Source organism: Bradyrhizobium sp. S3.3.6 (genome assembly GCF_040546905.1).
GTDB lineage: Bacteria > Pseudomonadota > Alphaproteobacteria > Rhizobiales > Xanthobacteraceae > Bradyrhizobium > Bradyrhizobium cytisi.
Map to the genome: position 1 here is coordinate 176,859 of NZ_JBEPOT010000011.1, position 12,292 is coordinate 189,150.

Annotated in this window: 9 protein-coding genes; 6 read left to right on the plus strand and 3 right to left on the minus strand. The window is 56.3% G+C overall.

Features of this window, described 5'->3' with window-relative positions:
• Nucleotides 1–160: 160 nt before the first annotated feature.
• Entirely contained in the window at nucleotides 161–1,447 is a 1,287-nt protein-coding gene (locus ABID59_RS27820) for a lipopolysaccharide biosynthesis protein (protein WP_354085512.1), read from the plus strand.
• A 46-nt stretch (nucleotides 1,448–1,493) separates the two neighbouring features.
• Here the strand turns inward: ABID59_RS27820 and ABID59_RS27825 are convergent, their stop codons facing one another.
• From ABID59_RS27825 to ABID59_RS27835, 3 genes are all read right to left on the minus strand, one after another.
• On the minus strand, nucleotides 1,494–2,219 hold the full coding sequence (locus ABID59_RS27825; RefSeq protein WP_354085513.1) for an FkbM family methyltransferase: 726 nt from the start codon (nucleotides 2,217–2,219) through the stop codon (nucleotides 1,494–1,496).
• A gap of 76 nt (nucleotides 2,220–2,295) precedes the next feature.
• The gene (locus ABID59_RS27830) at nucleotides 2,296–3,216 is read right to left on the minus strand and encodes a glycosyltransferase family 2 protein (RefSeq protein ID WP_354085514.1); all 921 of its coding nucleotides are present in this window, start codon (nucleotides 3,214–3,216) and stop codon (nucleotides 2,296–2,298) included.
• Between the two features lie 75 nt (nucleotides 3,217–3,291).
• Complete coding sequence (locus ABID59_RS27835) at nucleotides 3,292–4,839, minus strand: GumC domain-containing protein (RefSeq protein ID WP_354085515.1); 1,548 nt, start codon at nucleotides 4,837–4,839, stop codon at nucleotides 3,292–3,294.
• Between the two features lie 203 nt (nucleotides 4,840–5,042).
• Between ABID59_RS27835 and ABID59_RS27840 the strand changes: the two genes are divergently transcribed.
• The 5 genes from ABID59_RS27840 to ABID59_RS27860 all read left to right on the plus strand — a co-directional run bounded on the left by ABID59_RS27840 (nucleotide 5,043) and on the right by ABID59_RS27860 (nucleotide 11,292).
• Nucleotides 5,043–6,260: an O-antigen ligase family protein gene (locus ABID59_RS27840; RefSeq protein WP_354085516.1), complete on the plus strand. Its 1,218-nt coding sequence runs from the start codon at nucleotides 5,043–5,045 to the stop codon at nucleotides 6,258–6,260.
• Between the two features lie 37 nt (nucleotides 6,261–6,297).
• On the plus strand, nucleotides 6,298–7,323 hold the full coding sequence (locus tag ABID59_RS27845) for a hypothetical protein (protein WP_354085517.1): 1,026 nt from the start codon (nucleotides 6,298–6,300) through the stop codon (nucleotides 7,321–7,323).
• Complete coding sequence (locus ABID59_RS27850; protein WP_354085518.1) at nucleotides 7,320–8,501, plus strand: acyltransferase family protein; 1,182 nt, start codon at nucleotides 7,320–7,322, stop codon at nucleotides 8,499–8,501. Before ABID59_RS27845 ends, ABID59_RS27850 begins: the two co-directional genes overlap by 4 nt.
• Before the next feature lie 406 nt (nucleotides 8,502–8,907).
• Entirely contained in the window at nucleotides 8,908–9,693 is a 786-nt protein-coding gene (locus tag ABID59_RS27855) for a hypothetical protein (protein WP_354085519.1), read from the plus strand.
• A gap of 159 nt (nucleotides 9,694–9,852) precedes the next feature.
• Nucleotides 9,853–11,292, plus strand: a complete 1,440-nt coding sequence (locus ABID59_RS27860) for an undecaprenyl-phosphate glucose phosphotransferase (RefSeq protein WP_354085520.1) — start codon at nucleotides 9,853–9,855, stop codon at nucleotides 11,290–11,292.
• The last annotated feature ends 1,000 nt before the right edge of the window (nucleotides 11,293–12,292 follow it).

Genomic DNA, 12,292 nt, shown 5'->3' on the forward strand with positions numbered 1-12,292 from the left:
CCGCACATGCAAACGTCCTGGCAGAGGCGAGAGCATGATCACCAGTTCACATCACCAATCCGGCGCTCTACCGGCCAGACAGGCGCGATCCCGAGATAATCTGGCAGGGGTCGTTCAGGACGTGCTGGCGGTTCACCGTGCCTGATTCATCATATGTACCATGAGCACCCAGGCCATGCGCGCTCCACTCAACCGGTTCCTCGTTGATCTGATCGTCATGGCCATGCGTGCCAGCGTCATGGCCAGCAAATTTGCTCTCGCTCTGTTCATTGCCCGATATCTCGATCTATCATCACTTGGTCTGTACGGACTTGCTACTGCCGCCATGGGCACGATTCCGATCGTCGTCAATCTTGGAATGAACCACCTGCTGATGCGCGACGCAGTGACCGCCTCCACCGGTGATATGATTGACAGCATGCGCCACTATTGGTCTTTTGTGGTCTCAGCGTACCTGGCTCTCTTGACGATCGCTGCACTGGTGATTTTCGTCTTCGGCACTTCCGCTCTATGGGTCCTGATCATTGCCGTGATCATGTTCGAGCATATCGGTAACGATATCTTCTATCTTCTTTCGAGCCTGCAGCACCACTTCTCAGCGAATGCCATCAGCTTCATTCGCGGCGCAGCCTGGATTCTCGTTTATATTCCGCTCGCCATTTGGGATCCGAGCTTCAGTTCACTCTCGGATCTGTTCGGATTTTGGCTGATGGGAGGTGTGGTTTCTATAGGGCTGTTTGTTTTCCTGAGCTGGTCCTGGCCATGGCGAGCATCCTTTTCTCTTCCGTTACGACCCTCGGTGATTACGAACGCGATCCGGAAGTCGTTCCTCATGCTGCTAAGCGATCTCGGGTTTATTGCGAGCCAGTTCGTCGACCGCTACCTCATCACGTTGTTCCTGGGCTTGAAGGTCGCCGGCATCTACTTCCTCTTCTGGACGGTAGGAAGTTCTGCAACCACCTTCCTCGGATTCATTTTTCAGCAAAAACAACGCCCGCTCCTGATCAGCGCTTATCGGACTGGCGGCCCATCCGCGCACTGCCAGCTGGTCTGGCGTTTCACGCAGACGACCGCGTTTGCCACGGTCGCGCTCAGCATTGTGGTCGGATTTGCTTTCCAGATCCTCTTGCCGCAGCTCGGTCAGCCTGTGCTTGCTGCCCAATGGCCGGCGTTCTGGCTGATCGTTACCGGGCTAGCGGTCCGTTACCTGGCCGATTTCGGAGCCGTAGGTCTGTTTACTGCGCATCGCGATCGGATGACAACGATCACAAACGTCGCATTGGGATGCGTGTCGGTGATTGCGCAGTTGGTGTTACTGCCGATCGCCGGACTCTATGGCGCAGGCGGAGCAATCTTGTTCACGTCTCTCGTCATAGCGCTTTGGCGCTACTGGCTTCTGTTCGGTCCCTCGTTCGTGAACGCCGAGTCAGGTCGGGCAGGAGCCTAGCCCGACAAGGCAAGCCATTGAGCCGAAGGCCGTATGTCCCCGGAAGTCAATGGTATGTGCCACCGTCGACGTAATGGGCCCGCCTGAATATGCAATCCACTTCAAGCAAGGATGCTGGATCCTGAGAATAGTAAGTTATCGGCCGCATCTGACTTAGCGAGAAACCGGCCTCCCGCATGAAACGGAGGGCTTCGTCGAACTGCCAAGTCCCCTCGTAGAGGTGAACAAGAGGCAATTCCAACTGGACGCCCAGAACACGATGAAGCGAGTTCTTGCCACCTCCTAAAACGCTCTGCTCGAATCCTTGCGTATCCACCTTCAGGAACACCCGATCCTCGGAAACCTCCGAGAATATGGAATCAAGCGTCGTGATCTGCACTTTGTCGACCCGAACTACGTCGGTCTCATAGATGCTGTTGCGGCCGACCTCGGTTTGCCTGACAATAGAACTCATAGCCGTGTTCTTGCTTACATTGATTTCGATCGTGCCAATGGTCTCCCCAAGCGCCGTATTTCGGCAACTCCACTTCTCGTCGGCAGCACTGTTCTTCTCGAGCCGCTCGAACACTTCGGCGACAGGCTCAAAAGAGACAATCCTGCCAGAGTACCCTCGCGACCGCAGTTCTTGGGCAAACTGGCCCTCGTTGGCGCCGACGTCCAAAACAAGATTGACGGACCTCGAGTGGAGAAATTCCGTCAAATCCGGATGTTGACGACGAATCTCATAACCTACTGACCTAACGATCGACTTCAGCCGGTCCTTCACAATCATAACTATGCTCCCCTGAGTTCTCGCCCAGTCCGCCGACAACGCGTCGTCACTGAACCTGTTACGAAGATTGAGCCACTCATCGCCAACCTGGCTGGCTCCGACGCCACCTGAGGATTGGTGACAATATTGCCCGGCCAACGAGCGTCCGTCGTAGGCCAACCTTGACCAAATCCACGGTCGGCGATGGCAGTGGAGGCATCAGGTTGTCGCGTGTGACAAGACTTTCGTCTCCCTGGTCCACATCGCATTCAGCAGCCTTTCTCAGGCGATCGCGCCAGGAGGCAGTCTCATGCATTGGTGCCATACTGTCCGTCCAATCAGCCTGTGCGCCCTTCGCAAGCGTTCGATTGGCTTCGTGCTTGAATAGCGCCGGTTGCCTTTGCCGTATCTCCAGACGCTTCGATATCTGCGCTGGAGAACGGTACGGATAATGCTTCAGCCGCATCCGCAACGGGAACGTCCGGCCACGGTTATGCGGCCAGATCAGCCCGCCCCAGCGGAGATCGTTTCGGTGTCGAACGAAACGCGGTTCACTCCAGTTGTTCTGATAGAACCTGAGCCGGTCTTGCACCGGCTGATTGAGCCATTCCGAAGGACTTCGTTCGTATTCTTGAATATCCACGTCGGTGAAGTAGAAGTTAAACGTGGCGGACAGAACGAAGCCATAGCTGCTGGGAACGCGCGCGAGGAAACGGGCCGGATCATCAATGAAGAACTCGTCGGAGTCTAGTCTGCACCACCAATCTCCTGGCGATGCTATAGCCCGACGCTCCTCAAATATCTCTCCGCGAAGCTCGTCGGTGAAAACGCGGTCGTCATGGCCAACGATTTCGATCTTTGGGTTCCGGCTCGCGACGGCTTGCACCGTTTCCCACGTTCCATCGACACTGCCATTATCAAAGACGAATATCCTGTCGCTCCAGCGTAGCGCCGCCTCCAGCGTCTCGCCGACAATGTCGTTCTCGTCCCGAACGCAACAGATGCTGAATATCTTCATGCTGATGGTACACTCACTCGGCCGGCCAGACAGCGCCGGCGCAGCTCGCGGAATTGCAGAGGGGCGAACGCACATTCACCCCCTTGGCGACCGGGCGGGGGCGGCACTCGCTTCTTCCCTGAAATCGGGCCGTCCGGCAGGATGATGGTCCTTGGCTCCTTCCGCCTTTTGTCGGGCAACCAACAGCAGATTTCTCACCGGATCGTCGTCCCCAACGACGACATCCTGACTTGGTTGGGCATGCATCGTGCTCTTAGCGAGTTCTGGTCCGAAGATGCCTCCAAGGCCGAGCAGAACACCGCCGGCAAGCGCCAAGGCGACGAGATGCGAGATGTGAGGAAACACTGGCGCCGTTGGGGTTATCGCTTTCTGTACCACCCTGAGGCTGGACAGCTGGCTCTTTTTTGCGACTTCGGTGCTTATCTGCTCCTCAAGAATTCGGGCCGCATACTGCCCCGCGGCAGACGACGCGGTCGTGAGAACGCGCTTCAATCTTCCATACTCGGCCTCCTTCGCAGAGAGCGACGCCAGTTCCCTGTTCACCTTTTCCAGCTCGATGCCTAGTTGACTCATCAGCTCCGACTGCCCGTTGAGCTCGGCATTCAGCTTCATAAGAGTCGCCATGTTCTCCTGGTACACTTTGATCAGAAGCAAGGGAGGCTGGTCCTCGAACTGGTCCGGCGGCTTGGCGGAAGAGTCCAATGTCTTCCGAGTATCCCCTCCAAGCGTGGTCACCATTCGGCTGACAGTCTTACTCTGCGCGACCGGCCGCAGCACTGCCAATTGATCTGCGATCGCAAGCTTCTGCCCTTTCTTATCCTCAATTAGGACCCGCGTACTGGAGATCTGCCCGGCCAAATCACTGGCGCGCTTGAGCAGGAGTTGCCGCTGATCGTCGACGGCATAGATCGAGGCCTCCACTGAAAACTTTTTCAGATTGTCAGCCGCTATCTCGGCCTCTTCCTCGAGGCGTTTCGTTTGCTGCTGGAAAAACTCCTGCGCGCCCAGCATTTGAACATCCTGACTTTGCACCTCTACCAAAGCGTTCGCGAGCTCGTTCAGGTAATTCGCGGCGATCGACGGATCTTTGTGACGGAACGTTATTCTCAACAGGTCGGATCGGCCTTCCTGCTTGGCGTTGATGCGATCGCGCAAACTGAGAATTGCACCCTGGTTACGCTCTATGTCTTCCTCCGCCTCCGGCTTCGACTCCGGTTTCGGTTCTGTCGGCTCCCTGGCAAACACATCCCGAAGATCGATTTCCTTTCCCCATGCCATAAACCTGGCCAAGAGAGTCGGATTTGAATCCGACGATAGCCTGTCGTAGCCAACGTTCTTGGCGGCTTCCAAAATGACCAGATCGATCTTGGCGATGCGCGACAGCGACTCCATCCGGCTTTGAAGGTCAACGCCTTCGCCAAACGGCGAGGTCGCATTACTGGACCGCTCCTTGATACCCTGCCCGGCGCGCAACAGCACGTACGCCTCGTACCGATCACCAACGGTCGCGTAATAAAGAAAGGCTACGCCGGACGTCAGCACCAGGCACAGGTAAATAACCCACTGTCGCCGCCATAACAGGCCGAATACGCTGGCGAATATCGTAGTGCTCCCGTGTTTCACCGTCGACTCCACTTCTTCGGACCGCCACAGCGTCCACCGAAGTGCACTGATCGGTATTGACGGCCGTCAACTTGTATTCGGCGATCACCGACATGTTGCTACAGAGCCTCCGGCATTGCCAACGAGAGCGGTCTGAGCAGGTTCAGTCCGTTTGAAGGGGAACCACAGCAGCCATACGCCAATGGAAGTGGAGTAAGTTCGTTGTGAAGGATCTAGCTCTAGGAAGAGAGGAGACACCACATCTCGCTTCCACCGCGATGGCCGTCCAGAGCCGGTTCTTCGTGGTAACCTGCTTCGGCCTCGTGTTCCTGAATTGCCTTACGTTCGCTTACCACTTTACCGGGTCGACCATATTCAACGTCCTGAGTAACTCGACAAGCCTGCTGCTTATCTCCTGGTCTGCCTACCACGTGCTGACAGCGAAAGAGAGCAGTGGCTTCTACAAGGTCTTCCTGATGCTCGCCTGTATCTTCACGGGTGCGAGCTATCTGGTGAATTTTGGCTCTTTCGAGCTGTCGGACGGTTTGAAGCTCGTATCGATCTATTCGTTCTATGTGGCAGGCCGAAGCACGCCGGAGCAACTGCACCGCTTCGAGAAGCGGTGCATCTACGTACTCGCCGCTCTGCCACTGCTATTCAAGGTAGTTGGCCAGACGAAAGTCTACATAGGAATCGAATATCCTGACGTGTTCTCCTACTTCCCGAACACAAACACGGCAGCACTCTATTTCTCCGCCTTGTTCTTTGCCTTATCCCCCTGGCTCGGAAGCAAGGTACTAATCGCGCAATTTGTAAATGCTGCGATCATGAACCGAGTTGGTCCCGCACTGGCGACCATCGTCGCCGTTGGTCTTTGGTCTTTCTTCCCCCTGAGGCCGCAAGTGTTCGTTGCGCTCTTCTTGCTGGCAATAGCCAGCTTTGGCGCCTACGCGGTCGGCGCGCTTGATCGATTGATAACGGGTCTGAACGCAATAGCGCTGATCTGGAGCCTTGACCCAGGCACCGTCGCACGGATGTCAACCAAGCAATTGATTGATCTAACGGGCACGACGGACATGTCCGCGTTCTTCCGCATCACTCACTGGACAAACATATGGCAGATTTACTCGTCGCTGGGGATCGGAGGAATACTGTTTGGCTACGGTGCAAGCCAGACCGGGATACTGACGGTGTTGCCGCTGCCGCCACACAACGATTACCTTCGGGTGCTCGCAGAATATGGATTGCTAAATGCCATGGTCTTTATCGTCTTCGTGTTCGGTATCATGTTTTCGCTCAAAGAGCGGGCGGCAAAAACCATGTACACAGTTCTGCTCATCTATTTTTTGTCCGAGAACCTGATCGATAATTTCACGTCGATGACGCTGTTCTTCTCTTATGCCGGCCGGTTTACGTCACCGAAATGGTCTATGGCCCGGTGACACGCAGCTGGCCCACAGCATGAACAAGGAAAGGCCAATGGACTTCTCGATGTCCGACCTCATCAAGCAGAACACTCCGGGAAACAGCGAAGGCTTTCCCGCGGGCGTGCATCCGAGTTACAATTGGTATCAAGGCTGGAATGATGGCGGGCTGTGGTCGCCGCCCGCCGATTTCAGTGCGGTAGAGGGGTGGGGGCAGGTCTATCACAAGGTGGGAGAATCGCACTACGTAAGTCCCAATGCCGCGGTCGAGGTCGCCCACGCAAAGACTTATGTTCGCATCAAGCAATCGGGCGAATGGTCGCTGGTTCAGGACCAGTCGAGAGTCCAATTGACCGGAGGGCATTTCGTTCCTGACTTCGTCGGGAACGTGGCCATTCCCATGAAAGCGACCCCTTTGGCTGGTGCGACCATTTCATTTGATGCTCCTCCAGTCGGCTATAACAACCATTTCTGGTACCGGGGACGAGGAATTTATCCCGCCGGAACTGTGGATGCAGTCTACGTTCAGATGGAGATGCGGGTTACAGATCCGAACTTGCATCTCGTGGCCATGGTGGGCGCCGACTGGTGGCGACACGCTCGAGCCCCCTATCTTGACGATCACAGTAACAACCCGGGAGTCGGCGGTAGCAATTGGATTGAGCTCTCGACCCAATGGAAGACAATCGGCTTCTATTCAATGAGGACAGACGACTTTCGCGCGAGTCCCGCCCCGCCGCTTCGTGGCTCCGCGAGGGAAACGACGCCGCCTGCGGTGACGCCCCCGCCATCCCCGATGCCGACGCGGAGCGGCGAAAACAGCGGTTCGCTCGAGCCGACGTCCCGCTCGAACGACCCGAAGATTGCCAACAACGATGATGGATCGCATTCTGCAGGACAAATCCATCAACAGCATGTGAGCGCCGTCTTACACCCCGCCTCGCCCGGTTCGATCGCAACGGCTCAAGCCTTGTCGAACGACTGTCTCGTGATGCTCGCATTGACTTTGGGGGCAATGGTCAAGGTCTGCCGGAAACGCCCGCTGGGCTCGGCAGGCAGCCGCTGGAGCGATACGCCATGACCACAAAATCATGGAAAATACCGACGCTTCGCGTCGCATCCGCCGAGATGCTGCACTTGGATATGCTGAGATTCGTTGCTTCCGCCGGAATCGTCGTTCGCCACTCTTTCGAATTTTTTTTCCCAACGGCCGTTCGATCAACGCTGCCGAGCGGCCTTGCTTTGTTCGTTGATCTTTTCTTCGTGATCTCTGGATTTGTGATCGCGCATGTGTATCAGGGAAAGGTCGATACCCTGCCGGGCTATGGCTCATTTCTTCAGAGGCGCATAGGGCGGCTGATGCCGCTCCACTGGTTGACACTGCTGGTCTCGATCATCATCTGGTCTATGTTTGTTGCGGTCGGCAAGGCCGGGAATCACGAACCGTCCTACGAACCGCTATGCATCGCGGAGACTGCGTTTCTATTGAACGCCATGACAAACTGCGGCAATGGGATCTCATTCAGCAGCGTGTCATGGTCGATCGGCGCTGAAATGGTGATGTATCTAATATTCCCGCTTTTCGCCTGGGTGGCCCTGAGATCAAAGCTTGGATTACTTGTGGCTGCAGTCCCCACTCTCGTTGCGACGATTGGCGTCGATCTAACTCAGAACGCAGTCGATCGCTCGTGGGTAGACGTGTGGCCGCCCCTCAGGGCCCTCCCGTCCTTCATGATTGGAATCTCGCTGTTTTACTTTCGGGACAAGCTCAGCATGCTTCCAGCTCCCGGGCGACTGTTGTTGCTTTCCTCGATGCTATTGTTGGCCTCAATGGTCACCTATACGCACCACCTTATTGCACTCGGACTCGTCTATGTTGTCGCGATCACCGCCGTCGCAGCCGACACGCAGCGGACCGTGCCAGCCTTTGTGGCGTGCCTAGCGCCTCTTGGGCAGCTCACCTACTCAATCTACATGTGGCACCCTCTCATTATTTTGATCGTCATGAATGCTGTTGCCGACAAACTGGTCCACGCCTCCCCCGGCTTGATGTCGGTGTTCTGCACGATTTGCTATGCGATCATCTTTGTCGTCGCGTATGTTTCCTACTTTGTGATCGAAAATCCAGCACGGCGTTACATCGATGGCCTTGGTTCCAAACAGCGGCGTCGAGCTCCGCGGACGCTTTGGTATGCCGTCACAAGTCGCTCGAATGCTAGGCGAGCCGAGCCTGACAGCACGCTAAGAAACAATCGGTGAGGCTGGACAGCAGGAGCGGCCAACACTCCCGTGCGTGCAGACAGTCAGTCTACCGATGAGGCCTGCAACATATTGCGAACTAGCCAAGGAACCAGACCAAGCCGGCCTCGCGACTCCGATTGACCGCCGTGCCGGTTACCCACCTCAGTGCTAATCGTCTAGCATTTGATGGTCGTCAAGTCAGCTGCGCCCCCGCTGTCTACAATGCCGCCTAGAATTTTTAACCGATTATTGGGCGGTCCCCATGTCTGACGCTCGCCATTTTCCGGCTTTGTGCTCACCGCTTGCAACTCTTCGGAGCGCGGTCCACCTCCTGTTCCGGAAACCTCCGACCCGGCTCTTGCCCATCGGAATAATTGCGATCGTTGCCGTGACTCCAGGGAGCGCTGTCTCGGCGAACGGCCCGTTGAACGAAGTCACCCCGGCGGGGCTCTCGTTGAGCGCAATCGAGCAAAATACTCCCGGTTACAGCCAAGGCTTTCCGGCCGGCGCGCCCAAGACGTCATCCTGGTGCAACGGCGCCTCCAGGCCGGAAAGCGGCGCCCCTCCTTCGGACTTCACATCCGTTACCGGATTGGCTTCCGTCTTTCCAAAATTCGGCGCAGCTGCCCCAGCAACCTCGGACGGAAAGATACTCATAGCCAACGGAAAGACGTATGTACGTCTCCACGCCACCAAAGAGTGGGTCCTGGTGCAGGACCAGAACGAAAACGAAATCGTCGGAGCCCATTTCGACGCTATCGCTCCCAAAAATCTGGCCGTCCAGATGAAGATCGAAGTACAAGCCGATGGAAGCACTGTTGCCGATGGCCCTCCGCCTGGCCGTAACGACTTGATGTGGATGGTGAGACGGGGCGCTTTTGCCGCCGGAAGCGTGGACTCCGTGTACGTGCAGATGGACATGAAGACGACGGATCCGAACATAAAGGTCGTCGCAAATGTTGGCGCCGACTGGTGGCGCGCCCCCGACTCGCTGCACAACGGCTCCAACAATCGAGGTGCGGGTAACAGCAATTGGGTCGAACTTTCAGCGAACTGGTCCACCCTCTACTTCTTTTCCAGCAGCACTCCGCAATTCACTGCAGACCCGCCGCCGCCTTTGACCGAATTGCCGCTTCCGGCACAGGCGGCAAGCATGCCGCGCACCGCAAATGTACAATCGCCGTGCCTGCGTGTCCTGGCACCGCGATAGCATCTTGCGTCGCGCATTGCTTGTCGATGACCTATGACATTGAGCAATCGAGGCACCGGACACCTCGCGGTTCAGGGCATATTTCCGCCCTGACGTGGCGCCATTTTTCACTAGTCAAGCTGTTCTCAGGCCGAGAAATCTTTGCGAAAGAGACTTATCGTGACCTCAGCCATATTCGATTCCAAACACTTATCCTCAGAAGCAGCTAGTCGCGGCGCATCCTTGCAGACGCCGCTACAAATCGCCGTTATGACGGCCGACTTCTTGCTGGTTCTAATCAGCTATCTCTGCGCTGCTCTAGTTCATCGCAAACTCATCGGAGTTTCGTCCGATCAAGAGCTTTCAATGGGTCCGGGCTTGATTGTGGCCATGGTTTTTGTCACGATTGCCTTCTTTCAGGGCGGATACGATCGTCACCACCTTCTCGATGCGAGCTGGCAATTACGTAAGGTCCTTTTCGCCTGGCTCTTGTCACTGACAATTCTTACCTTCGCCGCCTTCCTGTTGAAATCGACGTCCGTCCTATCCCGTGCCACCATCATGCTGTTCGCGATGATCGGCCTCGTCAGTCTAGGCGCACACCGCGCGGTCTGGCGCCTCCTGCTGGCTTCGTCCCTTGCCAGCAGCCATTCCTTCAGGCGACGGGTTGTTTTGGTCAGCCCAAAACCGCTCGATTTCACCTCCAATCGCCTCAAGGATTTGCGCAGGAATGGCTTCGAAGTCGTGTGTCACGTGATACTGAACGTGACGTTGGAGGATGACGATGGAGCGTGGGACCGGGATGTTCTCAAGATCGTTCGAGAGTCTCGTGCGGCTGAGGCAGACGAGTTTCTGCTGGCCTTCGACTGGAACGAAGTTCTGGTTCTACAAAAGCTGAGCCAACGGCTCCGCCAGGTACCGAATGCGGTTCGCCTATTGGCCGATTTTGCGATCGCCGACCTCGTGTCACGGCCGTTCGTGCCGATGAGTGGAACGATGGCGATCGAGATCCAGCGGACACCTCTTTCAATCGGCGAGCGGGCCCTGAAACGCAGCCTCGATATCGCCTTGGCCTCTGTGGGGTTAGCGCTTCTGGTCCCTCTGCTCATCGTCCCAGCGATCTTGATCAAATTGGAATCGCCGGGCAGCGTCATCTTTCGACAGACACGCCGCGGATTCAACAGCCGGCCATTCGAGATCTGGAAATTTCGCAGTATGACGGTTTCGGAGAACGGCCCCGAGATTAGGCAGGCGAGCAAACAGGACGAGCGAGTTACCCAGATTGGGCGTCTCTTGCGCAGAACGAGCATCGATGAATTGCCGCAGCTTTGGAATGTTCTGCGCGGAGAAATGTCGCTAGTTGGCCCGCGCCCGCATGCGCTCGCACATGACAACTACTACAATCAGATGATCAGCAACTACGCTTATCGACATCATGTGAAGCCTGGCCTAACGGGTTGGGCCCAGGTCAACGGCTTCCGTGGCGAGACGCCAACTATCGATCTGATGCAGAAGCGTGTTGAATACGACGTCTGGTACGTGACCAATTGGAGCATCTGGCTGGACATTCGTATTCTAATACGAACCGTGATTGTGCTTTCAGGCCAGGAGGCTTATTGAGCCTTCCCGTGCAAGGCGCGGCGGGAGTTTGCCGGCTTTTGGCAACGGCGAGCGTTCGAGCCTAGGCCCAAGTCGGGCGAACGGGTTCAGCAAGGCAATATGCTGACAGCAATGCTGGTTAAGCCCCCTTCCAGATCCGGGTGCTGGAAGTTGGGCATCACGCGTACGCGGGAACATTGCCGCAGACACAGCTGACGCCGATAGCTCGCTCGCCTGCGCGCGCCAACGGAACGGATTTTCGAGCCGAAATACGACTGTAAGCAGGACGTCGCGTTAACTCGAATAAGCAATCCTGATTTTTTGCTTGCCGCCGCCCGTTTAGGAAAGCGATGGCTCTCGCAAATCAAATGACAGAGGCAAGTCATGGGAAAGGTGGCAAATAATGCGATACGGAAACTGCGGGTAAGATTTTTCAGCAACCTAAGCGCTGGAACCGCGCTAGTTGCGATAGCGATGATGTCGGCACCGTTCTTCTTTCAGTCCATGCGGGAGCTCCATTTGAGAGGAATAGTTTTGACGGCTTGCCCCGTTATCTTGCTTTTGATTCTGTCATGGATTTGGAATCTCAAAGCGATGGATATTGCTGCAGAACTCGAAGACTAGGCGTGGCGTTCCTAAATCAAGACAAAGGAAACGGGCCCCGCGCCGCGACGGGCGGCGGGCCTATGCTTGCCAACACGAAAGTTTCGCCAAGTCGGTTTCTCGAGCAGATTGCCTTTCCTATGAACGGTATGGAAAAACGGCGATCGGCACTTTGGATTGGGCGGCGCATGCTCACTATTGGACGCTTCTAACTGGCGCTTCGGTCTGGCTGACAACCAGCGCCGGGCAGCAGACCCTCCCGCCGGTCGGCACTCATCTGCCTATCCTTTTGGGGGACGCCGTGATTCTAAGCAGCACCGTGCTTTGCCTCATCACCCTGCGCGATCGTGTTAGAATTGGATAGCGGCCGTCTTCGCCGGCTCGTTCCGGCCACTTGCCCATCGCTTGCATTCCAGGG

Bases quoted from the DNA above. Each gene is read 5' to 3' on its own strand.
- ABID59_RS27820 (WP_354085512.1), top strand. From the start codon at position 161: ATGAGCACCCAGGCCATGCGCGCTCCACTCAACCGGTTCCTCGTTGAT.
- ABID59_RS27825 (WP_354085513.1), bottom strand. From the start codon at position 2,219: ATGATTGTGAAGGACCGGCTGAAGTCGATCGTTAGGTCAGTAGGTTAT.
- ABID59_RS27830 (WP_354085514.1), bottom strand. From the start codon at position 3,216: ATGAAGATATTCAGCATCTGTTGCGTTCGGGACGAGAACGACATTGTC.
- ABID59_RS27845 (WP_354085517.1), top strand. From the start codon at position 6,298: ATGGACTTCTCGATGTCCGACCTCATCAAGCAGAACACTCCGGGAAAC.
- ABID59_RS27850 (WP_354085518.1), top strand. From the start codon at position 7,320: ATGACCACAAAATCATGGAAAATACCGACGCTTCGCGTCGCATCCGCC.